The organism is Pseudoalteromonas sp. CuT4-3, assembly GCF_035666335.1.
GTDB lineage: Bacteria > Pseudomonadota > Gammaproteobacteria > Enterobacterales > Alteromonadaceae > Pseudoalteromonas > Pseudoalteromonas atlantica.
The window spans coordinates 233,063-249,795 of the sequence record NZ_CP142030.1 but is presented as its reverse complement, the minus strand read 5'-3'; the positions used below and the strand labels follow the sequence as shown (position 1 = coordinate 249,795).

Below are 16,733 nucleotides of genomic sequence, written 5' to 3'. Positions count from 1 at the left end.
CTCAGCAGACTAAAGTTCACTTATTCTTTGTAAATTAATCAAGGTTAAATGCAAAAAACAAAAGCTAATAATCGAAGAAGTAAATGCACTTAGCTATATACGTTTCTTGCTAATTACCTTACATACAAATACTTCTGAAAACCAATAAACGTATCGCGTATCGCGGCTGGCGAACCAAACTCAATGGCGGCGTCGTTAATAGTGTTGTATTTAAGCTCTACTAAGCTGCGCATTTTTTTAGGTGCGAGTTCTTGAACGCCATCTTCAATATATTTACTTAATATAAAGTTGATAAACTCTTGTTGTTTATAGTCGCTAAACGCTGAATTTATTTTAGGTTTTGCTTGTTGAGCTCGTTCTGTGCGTGTTTGTGCCTCTGAGGCATACGCTACGTACGATAAAACATCGTATACATCGCTGTCTTGAGCATCAATTACGGCCTTCATGCTGTCGAGTTTTTCACTGTCGTAACCCGCTTCAGTTAAGTCTTCTAATAACTTTTCGCGAGTGGTTGGGTCGCTCCAGATTTCGCGTAGTTGGTCTTCGTTTTCAAAAAAGCGTGGTAAGTCGTCAAACATACGTTCAACAAACTCTTTAGCTGTAATGGGCTTGCCTTCAGCACTCCAGTACATTGCTGAAGATATATGCTTAATTTGTCGTGTACGGCCGTCTGAGAGCTTTATTTCGAGCTTTTCACACACACATGGTCTTTCGCCACATTTTTCACAGCCTTCAGGCTCTGGCTTTTCGCAAACACACGGTTTTTGTTCACATACCTTGCATGGTTTCTTTTCACCGGCACCATCGCCGCCAGTGTCTTCACATTGGCATGGAGTTGTGCCGCACTCTGGGCATACTTTGTTGGGTATTGGTTCACCGTCCCAAGCTGGGTCAGCAAAGTTATGGTGCGCTTTTACAAAGTCGTAAATGGTAAAGTAGTCTTTGCCATCGTATGTGCGAGTGCCACGGCCAATGATCTGTTTAAATTCAATCATGTTATTACAAGGCCGCATAAGCACAATATTGCGTACATTACGTGCATCTACGCCTGTAGAGAGTTTGCGTGACGTGGTTAAAATTGTCGGAATGGTTTTTTCGTTATCACAAAAGGTTTTTAAATCGTTTTCACCCGCTACGCCATCGTTAGCGGTAACACGAACACAATAGTTAGTATTGGTAGTCCAGCCTTTTTTTACTGCATACTGATTAATAAAATCGCGCACCATACCGGCATGAACTTGTGTTGCACAAAACACGATGGTTTTCTCTTTAGGATTAAAGCGATCCATCCAATAGTGTACACGGCGCTCTTCGCGCTTAGGTATGGTAATAATGCGGTTAAAGTCACCTTCTTTATACAGTTTACCAGGCTCAGGATCGCCTTTTACAACAACACCATCCCCTTCTATGTACTTGTACTCATCCATAGTGCCAACAATGGGTAATACTTTAAATGGCGTTAAAAAGCCATCGTTAATGCCTTCTTTCAGGGTATAGCTGTAAACGGGTTCGCCAAAGTAACCATAGGTATCGGCGTTATCGGTACGTTTTGGTGTGGCGGTTAAGCCTAGCTGTACAGCGGGGGCAAAGTAATTAAGAATATCACGCCATGCACTTTCATCATTTGCGCCACCACGGTGACATTCATCAATAATAATCAAATCAAAAAAATCAACTGGGTATTGTTCGTAATACGGGTTTTCTGCCTTTTTGAGTGGTATATTTTCATCTTCTTCTGTTGTGGCTTCTTTTAATTCGGTTTTAGGCCCACACATAAGGGTATGAAAAATTGTAAAAAATACGCTAGCATTTTTCGGCACGCCGCCTCGTTTACGAATATCTTCAGGGGTGATGCGCACAATGGCGTCTTCACCAAATGAGCCAAAATCGTTAAACGCTTGATTGGCTAAAATATTACGGTCGGCCAAAAACAAAATACGTGGGCGCTTTTTCGCAAGGCTAATGTCTTTTTGCGCGGTTAGGCTCCAACGGGTTTGAAATAACTTCCATGCGGTTTGAAAGCTAATACAGGTTTTACCTGTACCTGTAGCAAGCGTTAACAGAATTCGTGGTTCGCCCTGAGCAATGGCTTCAAGGGCATTATGAATGGCATTTTCTTGATAATAACGCGGTGCCCAATCGCCTTTGGCTTCAAAGGGAATGGTAGAAAATGCATCACGCCAAGCTGTGGTAAAAGAGGCTTCTGGTGTATCACCTTTTTGCTCAAAGGTAAGCTCCCAAAGCTCTTGCGGTGATAAGTATTCATTTACTAGCGTCTCAATGCCTGTAAGCATATCAATCTGGTAAATATCATGGCCGTTGGTAGCATACGCAATACGGCATTGCAGACGCTTTGCGTAGTCTTTGGCTTGGCGCACACCTTCGCTATAAGTTAGGCTTTCTTTTTTTGCTTCTACGGCGGCAAGCTTTCGGCCTTTGTATACCAGCACATAATCACACGGCACTTTATTAGCGCGTTTACCTCCGGCCATAATTTGGCCAGGGCAAATAAGCTCACGCCGAATAAAGCTGTTATCAACTTCACCCCAACCGGCAGCGACTAACTTAGGGTCGATTAAATCAGCTCTGGTGTCGGCTTCGTTACGCATCCTTGCTTGTGACATTAGGCCACCGCTCCTTCTTTTTCTTTGGTTAACTCACCTGAAAAGGCTTTTTGTAAGATGGATTTTTTGAGTTCGTCGATTGATCGTAATTTTCTTTCATAGATACGTACTAAACGAAGGTAATTAGCTTCCATTTTTTCTATTTTTAGAACAGAGACATTTTGCGCATCGAAATCTGGTGTATTTAGAAGAATCTCTTTCGCTTTTCTTAAGGGTAAGTGATTGACTGTTGTTCCAGAAAGTCCTTGGATCTGTTCAATAATTTGTCTTGATTTAAACGCGTATAAAATGAACTGCGAATTTGTAAATTCTTTAGGTCGAAGAGATATAATATTTCCATCTTTGTAATAGAACTTATCACCGTCTTTAACAATGTAGCCAACTCCAATGGTTCCACGTGCTGTCATCAAAATATCACCTTTTTTCGGCATATCATATTTTGATGCGTACTCCAAATATTTTTCTTCAGAAATATATGCATTGCTGGTAGCAGTGCCATACTTTGCTAATTGAACAATCTCTTTACCACCAAAAAAAGGGACACCTTCGCGAGCCCAATCAGTCTCGTAAATTCGTTTACTAGAACCGATATCTAATAATTCCTCTAGTTTTTTCTCAACCCATCCCTCACCACGCTGGCTAAACACTTGCTGCAAGTAGCTTTCAAACAGCTCGCGGGCGTTTTTGAGGTTTTGCTCGGTCTTGGCGCGGGCTTGTTCTATATCGGCAAAGGCTTGATCGAGAATGGCGACGATGCGTTTTTGTTCGGGGACAGAAATTAAAGGGAAAGGTGCAGATTTATAATCTTTAAAATATATATGAGGAATCGTACTTCCTGTTCTATATTCCTCAAAATCTAAAGACTCTAGAAAATATTTGATAAAACGTAAGTCAAAGCCTTCCTTTGGTAATAGGTATTGCATTGTAGCTAATACAGATGACTTTGCAGGATGCACTGAAACACGACCAATCCCTGCACCGTCTTTAATTATTGCTATGTAGTCATTTTCTTGTTGGTAGAAAGAAATATTCTGTATATAGCCCTTAGCACCGAAAACTGGATAAGGTCCATCATCGTCTTTTATTTTACCGTGTGAAATATTGGAGGAGCCTTTAGTAACAGCATCTTCCAGTACTCCATACCTCCAATCTGTATTCGTAGAAAGAGCCATCACAACAACTCCTGAATCTTACTCAGAATCGCTTCACTCTCTTTATCCAGCGCAATAATTTCTTCAATGATGGCTTGCGGTTCACGCAGGGGCGCTTCTTCTGCTTGGTTGGGGTTTTTAACCGATAAATCCCAAGTTGCATCATCTAGTTCAGACGTCGCCAATGACCAAGACTTAGCACTGTCTTCAAAGCCCTTTTGTAGCTCGATAAATTCTTTTAAATCGTTATCGTTTAATGGGTTCGTTTTACCTAAACTACGGCCAGGGTCTAGCTGATAGAACCATGTTTTTTGTGTTGGTTCGCCTTTGGTAAAAAACAACACCACAGTTTTTACCCCTGCGCCTAAAAAGGTTTTTGCTGGGCAATCTAGCACGGTGTGTAAGTTGCAGTTTTCTAATAGCTCTTTACGCAAGGCAATGGCGGCGTTATCGGTATTGGATAAGAAGGTGTTTTTAATAACAATAGCGGCACGGCCACCAGGCTTGAGCATTTTGATAAAGTGCTGCAAAAACAAGAAGGCAGTTTCACCGGTCTTAATCGGGAAGTTTTGCTGAACTTCTTTACGCTCTTTACCGCCAAATGGCGGGTTAGCCAATACAATATCGTGCTGGTTGGTTGGGGTAATGTCTTGTAGGTTTTCGCCCAGCGTATTGGTGTGAATAACGTTAGGTGCTTCAATACCATGCAAAATCATGTTCATAATGGCGATAACGTACGCTAACGACTTTTTCTCTTTGGCGTAGAAAGTGTTTTCTTGCAAAGTTTTTAAGTCGCTGGTTGAAAGCTGCTTTTTACTGGCACCGCCTTGGCGAAGGTAGTCATAAGCTTCACATAAGAAACCTGCCGAGCCTGCTGCACCATCGTATATGGTTTCGCCTATTTGTGGCTGTAATATGTCTATCATGGCGCGGATTAATGGGCGTGGTGTGTAGTATTCGCCCCCGTTACGGCCAGCGTTACCCATGTTTTTGATTTTTACTTCGTACAAGTGAGAAAGCTCGTGCTTTTCTTCTTGTGAGCGAAAGCGAAGTTCATCTACTTTTTCGAGCGCGTCACGCAGTGAATAACCACTTTGAATTTTGTTTTTGATTTCGCTAAAAATCTCACCAATTTTGTATTCAATAGTGTCTGGGCTTTTAGCACGTAACTTAAAACCTTTAAGGTAAGGGAATAACTCGCCATCGACAAAATCCATTAAGTCGCTACCGGTTAAGGCGTTATCGTGATCAAACTCACCATTAGCAGTTTTAGGTGCGGCCCATGAGCTCCAACGGTACTCTGCATCAATAATATATTGGTAATCTTCCGCCATTAACTCGGCTTCTTGAGACTTAGTAAACTCTAAGTCATCAAGATATTTTAAAAATAGCATCCACGACGATTGCTCGGTGTAGTCTAGTTCACTAGAGCAGCCTGCGTCTTTATGGAAAATGTCGTCGATATTTTTAAAGGTTTGTTCAAACATGTAAATTAAGTCCTTATTAGCCAATGAGTTTAAGGTGATTTTTTTACTAAAAGCAACTCACTCGCTTATTTATATTCCTGAGGTAATAGTGATTAATATACCCTAATTAATTAAAAAATTAATAATATATTGGTACCAAGTAGTTTTTGGTTAATCTAGGTCAATTTTATACTTTTGCCTTGCCGGTAGTATCTCTTCAAACTCACAATTTAATGCGTTTACTAATTTATATAAGGTTTCGAGCTTAATATTAACATTGCCTCTTTCCATTTTTCCGTAATTACCGCGCTCTATACCGACATAGGCGGCAAAACCTTCTTGCGAATAGCCTGCTTCTTTGCGTTTTTCTCGTAGCTTTTCACCAAAATGTTTAACTAAATCACTCACCTGATTTTCCTCAAGGCAAAATGATTAGATTTTCATGTTGAGGGCTTAACTACCACGCCCTATAATACCCATTATTATAAGAAGTTTATTAGGATTTACTTTGAAATTTGACCCTCTCGTAGCTCAAATTATTGTTGCACCAAATTTTGATAACTTTACAACAAGCGATGTACGCTCGGCGTACTTAGCATTAAAAAGTGATTCTTCTTTAGTACCTACAGCAGTTAGGCGAAGTATATATGCCGAATTGGTCAAGCTTGTTAAAAAAGGCTGGCTGAAAAAGGTGGTATCAAATAAAAAAGGATTTACGCGATTCAATAAAACTGAGAGCTTTAACGTTGAGACAATTACTCACTTAGCTAGTGCCATACCTATTGCAACTACAGAAAAGGCGGATGATAAATACGCGCTGTTACTTAGTAAGTTAAATCATTACAAAGCCGAGCTATTATTGAATATGGGTGAATCTGAGGCATATAAAGAGCTTTATTTGGAGTCACCCGAATTAGTAGATGAACTTCAGCCCCAATATAACAAAGCCAGAGACAACAACACCAGAATACTTGGCAAAATTAGAGCAATTGAAGGCTTACTGAAGCAAAACGAAGCATTAGAGAAAATATGAAACTAAGACTATGGCAAGCCGAATGTATTAATTTAGCGCTTGCACAATATCAGAATGGAGATAGCCACTTTTTAGCTTTGGCAACTCCAGGGGCGGGTAAAACCTTAATGGCTTCGGAATTAGCTAACCAGTTATTAAAAAATAATATGGTCGATGTGATTATTTGTTTTTCACCGTCATCTATTGTTTCTCAAGACTTTAAGGAAAGCTTACAGCTAAAAACGAATGAACGATTTGATGGGCTTATTGGCGCTAAAGGTAGAGCTTTAACCTATCAAAGCTTACAGTATTTAGATGTGCACTTTTGGCAGCTATTTGAACGATATCGTGTTTTTGTAATATTTGATGAAATTCATCATTGTGCTGGCTCTAATATTGACAACGCCAATGCTTGGGGTGAGCAGATAATTCTTAACATTCAAAATAAAGCACAGTACACATTAGCCTTAACAGGCACTCCTTGGCGCTCTGACGCTGCTCCTATTGTTCTTTCATCATATCAACAGCCTAACAATAAAATAGCGTGTGATTACGTTTACGGGCTTTCTGAGGCTATTGGAGATAATGTTTGTCGGATTCCACAAATAGTAGCTGTTGATAATAGCCGCATTACAGTTGTGGATGACGCTGAAACCAAGACATTTAACAGCTTTAAAGCGTTATTAACCGACTCTGGCGTTTCTTATCAAGAAGTTATTGAAAATGAAGCGGTAATAAAATACATGGTTTCTTCAGCTCAAAAAAAGCTTACTTCAATCAGATTGAAAAACCCCGATGCAGCAGGATTAATTGTTGCATCGTCTGTTGAGCATGCCCATCAAATCTCTATGTTAATGCGAACTCACTTTGACGAGGATAGCACTGTTGTAACCTACCGAGAAAATGAACCTACAAGTATTATTCAGCAGTTTAGGTATGCACAAACTAAGTGGATTATTTCTGTTGGTATGATTAGCGAAGGTACAAACATTCCTCGTTTACAGGTTTGCTGTCACCTTACAAACATAAAAACAGAAATGCATTTTAGACAAATATTGGGCCGTATATTGAGGATAACAAACTCTAAAAACCAAGAAGCTATTATGTACATGCCCGCCGAACCTAAGCTTTTAGAGTACGCGTTTAGAGTTAATCAAGATGTTCCATTAGAAGCTGATGTAGTTAAGTTTGAAAAGATGAAAGCTACTGCTGAAGAGCCTACTGAAGATAAAGATTTAAGTAAAATGACTTTTAATAAACAAAGTAAAAAACCTTCCAAAACCCAGTTCGATTTTGATAACTTTGCTGACTTTTTTGAGCAACCAGCTATGAGCAATAGATCTGAAGCGACAGAGGAGCATTTTTTAACCGACGCCTATGAGCGAATTATTAATATATCAGGCCGCTTTCAGCAAGAGGCTATTGCTTTGGGGTTAAGTGAATTACGGTAAATACGCTAGAATTTACCTCAAGTAGATCTCTACAGACAACATCGATTTCAGTTACACGAGGAAATATAACTAAATTTAAGGTGTAGATATAAAAATGCTGAGCGTTTAAGGATAGAATTAGACTAGGATATACGAGCATTTTCTTGAGTTATAAAAACTAGTAATAGCTCACAATCGTTTTTTTGTCAGTGTAAAAATGAGTATTGCTAGAATCAAAAAAATTTTGAGGTAAAGAGTTAGGCTGTATTCAATTTTCATTTGATCAAATGCGGGATAAGAGTAATGGCTAATAAACACAAACCAGATGGGTGGGTTGTTCTAACATTCCAAACAATGGATGATAAAGCATGCTATCTTTTATTTTGTTCATGGAAAGATAACGATGCTTGGAGAGTGAGTTCAGGCTCAATGGTATTACCTCGCCTATCACCATGTGAAAATTACTGGGTATGGCCCCAAATATCTGGCTCTACGTATGAGCTCCCTATTGATGAAGAAAATGGCTACACCTTTTACACTGGCGGAGTATTAGAGGACTTGTTAGCAAAAGGCTACCCAGATGGCCCAAAGCTAAAGCGCATTACGTTGAAAGAGATTATGGAAGATAAATAGACGTAAAGCGCCTTCTTATACACAAAAATACGATTCGCATAGTTACTCGCCATTGCAGATAATGAGCCCTTCATGACTACTTTAAGCAAACAAAGGGAAGGAATGTCATGCTGTAAATTTTATTAATTTTGCATTAAAAGCTAATTTTCAACTGCACTAAAAGCTAATAAGTGAACTCAGTAATAGTTATCGGCATTAATCGGTGTCAGAAAAACTTACTCATTCCCTAAAACCACCATATTTACTCTATCGTTCATCGTAGCCGAAGACATTCTTAAATTAAATAGATTGCTTCTGCTATGTGCCCAGACTGTGTAAAAACTAATTTTTAATAAATTGTCTTGGGTATGTTCTTAGTTTAAAACCATCTAGGATGGTTGCGATCGATTTTTTCTCAGTATCACAATTTTCTCCGCGCGAGCGAAACTGCTATAGCAACGCTATTCTAATCGCTTTACTTAGACCATTAACTCCCATAATTGTGAGCATTCTTCTGAAGTTGTAAGCCAGAACATGAAGACTTATTTCTGTACTCACGCTTTTTAAACCTCGTGTTAGTAAGTGGGTAGCTCCCATCCAGAGTTTAATTGTGCCAAAGGGGTGCTCAACAGTTTGCTTGCGATGAAGCATCAATTCAGGTTCATTCTTTAGCTTTTGAAGCATTTCTTCTGTCAGAATCTCATGCACCCACCGCCTTATTCGCCTAGGGTCTTTTTTAGAGTTAGTGCACTGACTTCTTATTTTACAATCTCGACAAGCAATGTGATTGAAGTAAACATCAAGGTATTTACCTTGCTCAAATATCTGCATTCGATTTTGAAGTTCATTACCAGCGGGGCATAAGTAAATATCTTTATTTGCATCGTATTTGAAGAGTGAGCGGTTAAATATCCCTTTCTTTTCAGAGGACGATGTATCCGTCTTGGGCATGATTGGCTCTGCACCCAAATCGATAGTATCTTTTATATCGGGCTGACTGAAGTAACCTTTATCTGCTAATACCCTTATATCTTCCTTGCGCAATGCTTTTTGTGCGAGTTTTGTCATTGACGCAAGCTGGCCTCTATCTGGCACGTTGGTCACCTCATGCGCCACTATAAGGTGGTGCTTGGTATCAACCGCACTTTGCACGTTATAACTCACAACTCTTGTAAAACCTTGAGTTTTCATTAAACGTGAATCAAGATCAGTAGTGGATATTTGCTTGTCAGGATGAGCTTCAACTTGTTCTTTAATCTCGTGTAGTTTTTTTAACTGGCTGCGAAAGTCAGCTAGCCTATCTTTTGTGGCTTTAATTTTTGTGACGTTAGCTTGCTCTTTATCGGCTTCATCAAGTAATTCAAGGTAACGTTCAATGTTCTTTTCGACTCGGTCGATGTGGAATTTAACTTTGCTTGGCGTAAAATTATTGCCTTTGTTGTTGCTAGCTTTAAACTTACTACCATCGATGGCAACAACTGGTTTCTCAAACATATTCAGACGACGGCAGACTTCAACAAACGTTTTGCACACATTTTTTATACCATCTCCGTTGTCTTTTCTAAAATCAGCAATCGTTTTAAAGTCGGGTGCCAACTTACCAAGTAGCCACATCAGTTCAATATTGCGTTGGCATTCGGTTTCTAATCGGCGGGATGATTGAATACGGTTGAGGTAACCATAAAGATACAGTTTTAATAATGTGGCAGGATGATACTTAGGGCGGCCTGTGGACTTTAAAGTTAATCCTTTAAACCCCAATTCAGCTAGATTTAGTTCCTCAATGAAAACATCAATCACTCTGACCGTATTATCTTCACTGACGTAATCTTCCAACGATTCTGGAAATAACGTTGATTGGTCACGACTTTCACCGCTTATAAACTTTGACATACTGCCTCAACCCTCAACTGAATCAATAGTCTAATTATATAAATATCAGTATATTAAGTGAACTAAATGTATAGATTAATAGATCATAAGCAGAACATACTTAGACCAAAAGGTGATCAGAGTTTTCACACAGTCTGTGCCATAATCCGACCTTGAGACACATAGAGATTAAGACTGCAAAGATACGAAAGCGGAAGTTAGCTTTGGCCTGTTTAACGACAAATATTCCGACAAAGCAGTCATGACTATTAGTTTATTGTTAAATCTAATCTTTCTTTTCGTTCATCTACTCAATAACCCCACGCTAAACGTGACTTTAGCGTGGGGTTAGAGTTCACAGTAATTTTATCTGGATAGCTCTTTTATTTTTTTCTCTGAAAACCAGCGATATAAAACAGGTAAAACAAATAATGTTAACAGTGTTGCAGTTACCAAGCCGCCAACAATAACACTCGCTAATGGGCGCTGTATTTCTGCACCAACACCATTAGACATTAACATCGGTATCAAACCTAAAGCTGATGTTATAGCAGTCATAAGTACAGGTCTTAATCTTGAAGTAGCGCCTTCAAAAACGGCTTTAGATGCTTCTAGACCGTCTTTAATACGTTGGTTGATACTTTCTACCATAACGACCCCATTCAATACCGCTACACCAAATAAGGTAATAAAGCCAACGGAGCTTGGTACAGACAAGTATTGTCCAGATAAATATAAGGAGAAAACTCCGCCAATTACAGCAAGCGGCACGTTGACCAATATCAGCATAGCTTGACCAACAGAACCAAAGGCAAAGTAAAGTAGTAGTGCGATTAGTGCTAACGATAAAGGTACAACTATAGCTAACCTATTTTGAGCACGTTTTTGACTTTCGAACTGGCCGCCAATCGAAACAGAATAACCTGAAGGTAAGTCAACCTTTTCAGCAATTACCGTTCTGATATCGGCAACCACGCTTCCCATATCTCGATTTTGTACATTTGCTTGGATAACGACTCTTCGTTGTACATCATCGCGTCTAACTTGTGGTGGGCCTGACTCAAATGAGACTGAGGCTACGTCACCCAGCCGCACCCAAGCACCAGTAGGTGATTGAAGCCGAATATCAGCAATAGCTTCTTTGTTACTTCGGTACTCTTCCTCTATGCGAACGTAAATATCATAACGTTCATTACCATTGATTATTTGTCCGGCTTCAACACCACCAATACCATCACGCACAACCTCCATTATGTCACTCACAGACAATCCAAAGCGTGATAGTTCTTGCCTGTTAGGACTTATCACCAATTGCGCTTCACCAGCAATTTGCTCCAATGCAACATCCCTTGCACCTTCAATGTTTTTAATTGCTGTTTCTATTTCTTGACCTTTAGCCGCCAGTACCTCAAGTTCAGGCCCAAACAACTTTATCGCCAACTGAGCCTTAACACCAGATAGTAGCTCATCGACACGAGTCGCAATAGGTTGAGAAAAGTTGAGTAGCAACCCAGGGAATTCTTCTAAAGATCTCTCCATTTTTCCTTGAAGTTCATATCGATTAGATGCACTGGTCCACTCAGAAACAGGCTTCAACCCTATGTAAATTTCGATGTTATTCACAGGCTCTGGGTCTCCACCTATTTCTGCTCGACCAATTCGGCTTAATGCATAGGTTACTTCAGGGAAAGCCATTAGTTTTTCTTCTAGAATTGGTGCCACAGTGAGCGCGGTATCTAAACTGGAAGAAGGTGCAAGCGTTGCTCTTAAGTTTATCGTCCCTTCTTCTAACTCAGGTACAAATTCAGTACCAATTAATGGAACTAATGCAAAGGCAGAGAAAACTAATATAAGTGCGGCTGAAATGACTAATTTGGTGCGTTTTAGTGCGAATGTAAGCCCTTTTCTGTAGAGTTTGTCTAATGGCCTAAGAACAAAGCTTTCCCTCTCTTTTACACCTGACTTAAATAAATAAGTAGCTAAAGCGGGTACAACAAACAACGCAACCACAATAGCAGATATAACAGCTAAAATGATGCTTATTGCCATAGGTTGAAATAACTTTGCCTCAACACCTTCAAAGCTAAATAAAGGCGTAAATACGACTAAAATAATAGAAGCTGCAAAAAATACGGGACGAGCCACTTCTTTACCCGCATTTTGAAGACGTAACTTAATACCATGCTCATCTTGTTCTACATCATGTGGATCAGTATCAGCACTAGGCACTCTTTCTTTTACAGTTTTTAAATGGGTAGAGTCTGGTCTATTTAAATGCTTAAACATGTTTTCAACCATCACGACTGAACCATCAACTAGCATACCAATGGCTACGGCAATGCCACCCAATGACATAAGGTTTGCAGAAATGCCCCACCAAGCCATGATCATTAACGCGATACCAATTGAAATTGGAATAGATATTAGGACAAGGAAGGTTGCACGTATATTCATTAAAAATAGTGCTAATACAATACAGATGAAAATAAATGCTAGTAATAGTGCATCAACTACTGTATCAACGGCTTTTTCAATCAAATCAGCCTGATCATAAAATGGTTCAAAGCGAACACCTTTAGGCAATGCTTGATTAATCAATGGGATTCTTGCATTGATACCATCAATGGTGGCTTTAGTATTAGACCCCATGCGTTTTAAGACAATGCCAGAGACAACTTCACCTAAATTTTCGACTTTACCGTCTTCGGTTTTGCGCGTCATTGTGACAGCACCTTGACGAATTTCACTGCCCATTTCAACTTTAGCAATATCCGAAACCGTCACAACTGTCCCATCAACTGTTTTGACGGGAACTTGTTTGATATTACTAATACCAGCGTCACCACTTTCAAACCAACCTGCACCTCTAATAACAAGCTGCTCTTGCCCACGGTTCATATACCATCCGCCAACATTGGCATTGTTGTTATCTAGGGCACCAACAACGTCTTCTTGCGTTAGGTTATAAGAAAGAAGCTTAGATGGATCTACATTTACTTGGTACTGCCTAACAATACCTCCAAAGGAGAGTACATCAGTAACACCATCGACAGGCATAACGAGTAATTTTACTACCCAATCATTGAGACTCCTGAGTGCCATAGCATCATAGCCTGCATCTTTATCTGAAATAAGAAGGTACTGAAATACTTGGCCTAGCCCTGAGGTGTTTGGCCCCATTTCGGGTGTGCCGACACCTTCTGGTATCAGTTCTTTTGCGGCTTGAAGACGCTCAAATACAAGTTGTCTTGCAAAGTAAATGTCGGTGCCTTCTTTGAAAACAACCGTGACGCCAGACAAGCCTGTTTTAGAAATTGAGCGCACTTGTTCTACATCAGGTAAGGCATACATGACCGCTTCAATGGGGTACGTAATGAGTTGTTCAACTTCTTCAGCAGCTAGTCCTGGCGCTTCAGTATTTACAGCAACTTGAACATTAGTAACATCAGGAAAGGCATCTAAATTTAGTTTTGGTATAACCATAATTGCGCCGACAATTGTGGCAAACAGCGCAATCAAAATCAGGAGTCTATTATTAACAGACCAATCTATTATTTTATTAAACATAGTCTTGCTCCTTAGTGGTTATGCGGATCAAATCCGCCTTTAGCGATTTCAGAAGCAACAAAAAATGCGCCTTTGGTTACAATTCGCGTCCCACTATCAAGGCCAATGATTTCCCTAAAATCACCTAAGGCTCGGCCTAGTTCTACTTCTACAGCTTTAAATTCTCCAGGGTGGTCTTCGACAAATACGGTCCAATCACCATCTGCGCTGCGGATCAATGCTTCTTCTGGCACAGCCATCACTTTCTGCTTTGTGGCAAACTGAAAGTAAACTTTTACAAACATACCTGAATGAAGGTTATCATCAGCATTCTGTACCCCCAATCTAATAATTCTTGTACGAGTTACGGGATCAATTGTATGGGCTTCTTGGATAACTTTGGCATTGTAACTCTGGCCTTCTAATTTAAGTACCGCAGGAGAATCAATTGATAAATTTAGCTTTTTATTTGGAGAAACTTTTGCTTCAACCCATAGTTGTTTTTCATCAGCTAACAACATGACTGAATCCCCAGCATCAACACGTTGCCCTTGGATAAAGTCGTCTTGAAGCACGACACCTTCACGGTGCGCCGTTAATGCATATTGTCCAAATGCTTTAATGTCTTTGTTAGAAATACCATTTATTGCTTTTTCAGTTAACCCTAAAGCAATGAGCTTGCCATAGCTCGCATTGTATGTTGTTTCAGCTTGTAATAATCGACTTTCACTCACCGTCTTATTACCCAGCTTTTTTACACGTTGCCATTCGGTTGAAGCGATTAAATAGTCAGCTTGTGCTTGTGCCATTGCTTCACTAAATAATGTAACTAACTTCTGACCTATTTCTACATACTCGCCAAGCGCTGCATGGCGACTGATAATGACTGACTCTGTACGTGGTGATACCACATAACTTTTATAGCCATTAGCTTTTATTTCGCCAGGTGCATATACGGAGCTAAATTGATATTCAGGCTTAACACTTTCCACTTTAATGTTAGCAAGCGACATCTTCTTTGGATCAATAGTGATACCTTCTTCATGTCCTTCTTCTCCCTCTTTATTACCACCTTCATGGCCGTGCTCGTCATGGTCACCTTTATCTTCTTCATGTCCCTTTTCGTGTTCATGCTCATCTTGATGTTCTTTTTCTTCTTGTTTCGAAACGTTTGTGACAGAACCAGTTCCATCTGACGACTGTGCAAAAGCATCATGATTTGTAGTAAACCCAACTAACAGGCAGCTAATTACTACGGCTAAAAATTTTTTACTAATTACTGTATTCATTTTTGTAACCTATATTTTTAATAAATTTAAGATTTCGTTTTTCGCTACTGAAAAAACAAAGCGCTCAAATCTCAAATTTGGATAACTGACCCATACTTAAAATGAAGGATATTTCTGCAAGCTTGAATTGATTTTCCAAACGTATTCCTGCATGAAGCCCTTCCGCACGTTGATTTAATGCAAGTAAGTAGTCAGAAGTATTAATGTCACCAGCTTCCCAGCGCTTATTTAATAAGTTTTCGCTGCTATCTAATCTGCCTTTTGTCAGTTTTTGCCATTGCTCATAATATTTTTTACTGACAATAAGCGATTCATAATTAGCTTTTGCTTCAAATGACTGCTTTCGATAAACCGACCGAAAGTTAGCCTCTGCTGCAATTGCTTCTGAATAAGCGGCTTTAACAGTATCTGAATAGTTATTTCTGATATTTAAAGGCATTGAGAAAGTCACGCCAATCAAGTCTTCATCTCCACTTTTCCCTGCGTTAACTCCAATGGTTGGATTGGCTTTAGATTCCATAGTGGTTAGTTGAGCTTTAGATTGTTTTATCTTCCATTGCGCTCTAGCGAGTTTAACTTTTGGATGTTCCTCAACCCACTGAGAGTTAAATGAATAGTTTGTTGCTCCAAAAGTAAATGAAAACAAATTGGTAGTATTAGGCGTCCAATCAGGCAATAACTCCTGAACATTTACCTCTGCATTTTTCAAAGCAATTTGCGACTCAGATATTTCACTGAAAACTTGGGACAAGTTTAAATAAACCAGTTCAGCGTCAAGTGGCTCTAAAAGTCCTGCTTTTCGCTTATCTTCAATAATTCCAACGAGCGTTTGTAATTGATTTTCTCTTACTGAAAGTAACTGAGCCACCTTTTTTGCTGCTTGCCAATTAACTATTGCAGTTAAAGCGTTAGCCTTTTTAGAATCGAGTAGAGATAACAATTGTTGCTGGTTTGCATAAACACCAATTTCACCAATGCTTTTATTTGCTGATTGCTTATCCCAAAAATCAATCGTTTGACTGATACCAATAGAATAATTATCAAAATCACCCTCTTTTTCATAGCTTGCTTCAAGCTCTGGGTTATATACGGCTTTAGTTAAGCTCTTGGCTCTATGATTACTTGCATTAAGTAACTCTTTAGCCGCAACAACTTCGGGATCTTTATTTATTTGACTATCTAGCCATGAAATACTTTTCTGTTTGGCATAAGTGGCAACTGAAAAACTCACAGCCATACATAAAGACAGGGTTAAACCTGCATTTTTTAAATATATATACATAAAAATTCTTAATTTTAAAATTAATAAACACGAAACCTTTATCCATTATTAAAGGATAAATAGGTCATTAAAAATTAATCTAATTAAGAAATAGGCGGACGAAGTATCGCTTCAAGAAAGGTACTTGTTTGATCAATTTGATAAGGCGTTTTATTGATAATGTTTAGTTTGCCCGTGGTATTTGAATTACTGACTAAAATCCAAGATAAGTGGCTGCCACTGCAATGACCGCAGTGATGACAATCTTTTTCATTATGCTGCTCATCACCTACATTATCATTTGAGACATTTCGATCATCTGCATGATCATGTTGAATTTGAAGGTGCTCTATATCTATTTGGTGATTCTCAGGTGTTGCGGATACAACAGCAGTTAACGATTGCAAAACAATCGAAACGACTAATAGTATTTTTAACGCAACATTGAATTTCAAAATAAACACCTACTT

At 39.3% G+C, this 16,733-nt stretch carries 12 protein-coding genes; 3 read left to right on the top strand and 9 right to left on the bottom strand.

The window, feature by feature from the left end:
* Nucleotides 1-113: 113 nt before the first annotated feature.
* The 4 genes from VOI46_RS01180 to VOI46_RS01165 all read right to left on the bottom strand — a co-directional run bounded on the left by VOI46_RS01180 (nt 114) and on the right by VOI46_RS01165 (nt 5,649).
* The gene (locus tag VOI46_RS01180; RefSeq protein WP_004588156.1) at nt 114-2,624 is read right to left on the bottom strand and encodes a type I restriction endonuclease subunit R; all 2,511 of its coding nucleotides are present in this window, start codon (nt 2,622-2,624) and stop codon (nt 114-116) included.
* Nucleotides 2,624-3,796, bottom strand: coding sequence for a restriction endonuclease subunit S (locus VOI46_RS01175; protein ID WP_004588155.1), 1,173 nt, complete (start codon nt 3,794-3,796; stop codon nt 2,624-2,626). Before VOI46_RS01175 ends, VOI46_RS01180 begins: the two co-directional genes overlap by 1 nt.
* Nucleotides 3,796-5,262 (bottom strand): N-6 DNA methylase, encoded by a 1,467-nt coding sequence (locus VOI46_RS01170; RefSeq protein ID WP_004588154.1) that lies wholly within the window; start codon nt 5,260-5,262, stop codon nt 3,796-3,798. The genes VOI46_RS01175 and VOI46_RS01170 overlap by 1 nt, the downstream gene beginning before the upstream one ends.
* A gap of 150 nt (nt 5,263-5,412) precedes the next feature.
* Nucleotides 5,413-5,649 carry a helix-turn-helix transcriptional regulator gene (locus VOI46_RS01165; protein ID WP_004588153.1) on the bottom strand — a complete coding sequence of 79 codons (237 nt, stop codon included), beginning with the start codon at nt 5,647-5,649 and terminating at the stop codon, nt 5,413-5,415.
* Between the two features lie 100 nt (nt 5,650-5,749).
* Between VOI46_RS01165 and VOI46_RS01160 the strand changes: the two genes are divergently transcribed.
* The 3 genes from VOI46_RS01160 (at nt 5,750) to VOI46_RS01150 (ending at nt 8,316) form a co-directional block, all read left to right on the top strand.
* Nucleotides 5,750-6,274, top strand: coding sequence for a hypothetical protein (locus tag VOI46_RS01160; protein ID WP_004588152.1), 525 nt, complete (start codon nt 5,750-5,752; stop codon nt 6,272-6,274).
* A complete protein-coding gene (locus tag VOI46_RS01155) occupies nt 6,271-7,704 on the top strand; it encodes a DEAD/DEAH box helicase family protein (RefSeq protein ID WP_004588151.1) in 1,434 nt (477 codons plus the stop codon). The genes VOI46_RS01160 and VOI46_RS01155 overlap by 4 nt, the downstream gene beginning before the upstream one ends.
* A 282-nt stretch (nt 7,705-7,986) precedes the next feature.
* On the top strand, nt 7,987-8,316 hold the full coding sequence (locus VOI46_RS01150) for a hypothetical protein (protein ID WP_004588150.1): 330 nt from the start codon (nt 7,987-7,989) through the stop codon (nt 8,314-8,316).
* 429 nt (nt 8,317-8,745) lie between these two features.
* Here VOI46_RS01150 and VOI46_RS01145 read toward each other — a convergent pair whose 3' ends face one another.
* The 5 genes from VOI46_RS01145 to VOI46_RS01125 form a co-directional block, all read right to left on the bottom strand.
* The gene (locus tag VOI46_RS01145; RefSeq protein WP_324738126.1) at nt 8,746-10,188 is read right to left on the bottom strand and encodes an IS1182 family transposase; all 1,443 of its coding nucleotides are present in this window, start codon (nt 10,186-10,188) and stop codon (nt 8,746-8,748) included.
* Nucleotides 10,189-10,533: 345 nt separating this feature from the next.
* Nucleotides 10,534-13,734 (bottom strand): CusA/CzcA family heavy metal efflux RND transporter, encoded by a 3,201-nt coding sequence (locus VOI46_RS01140; protein WP_004588883.1) that lies wholly within the window; start codon nt 13,732-13,734, stop codon nt 10,534-10,536.
* Nucleotides 13,735-13,745: 11 nt separating this feature from the next.
* Nucleotides 13,746-15,002 carry an efflux RND transporter periplasmic adaptor subunit gene (locus VOI46_RS01135; protein ID WP_002962258.1) on the bottom strand — a complete coding sequence of 419 codons (1,257 nt, stop codon included), beginning with the start codon at nt 15,000-15,002 and terminating at the stop codon, nt 13,746-13,748.
* 64 nt (nt 15,003-15,066) lie between these two features.
* The gene (locus VOI46_RS01130) at nt 15,067-16,284 is read right to left on the bottom strand and encodes a TolC family protein (RefSeq protein WP_004588884.1); all 1,218 of its coding nucleotides are present in this window, start codon (nt 16,282-16,284) and stop codon (nt 15,067-15,069) included.
* 83 nt (nt 16,285-16,367) lie between these two features.
* Nucleotides 16,368-16,718 carry a hypothetical protein gene (locus VOI46_RS01125; protein ID WP_004588885.1) on the bottom strand — a complete coding sequence of 117 codons (351 nt, stop codon included), beginning with the start codon at nt 16,716-16,718 and terminating at the stop codon, nt 16,368-16,370.
* Between the last annotated feature and the right edge of the window lie 15 nt (nt 16,719-16,733).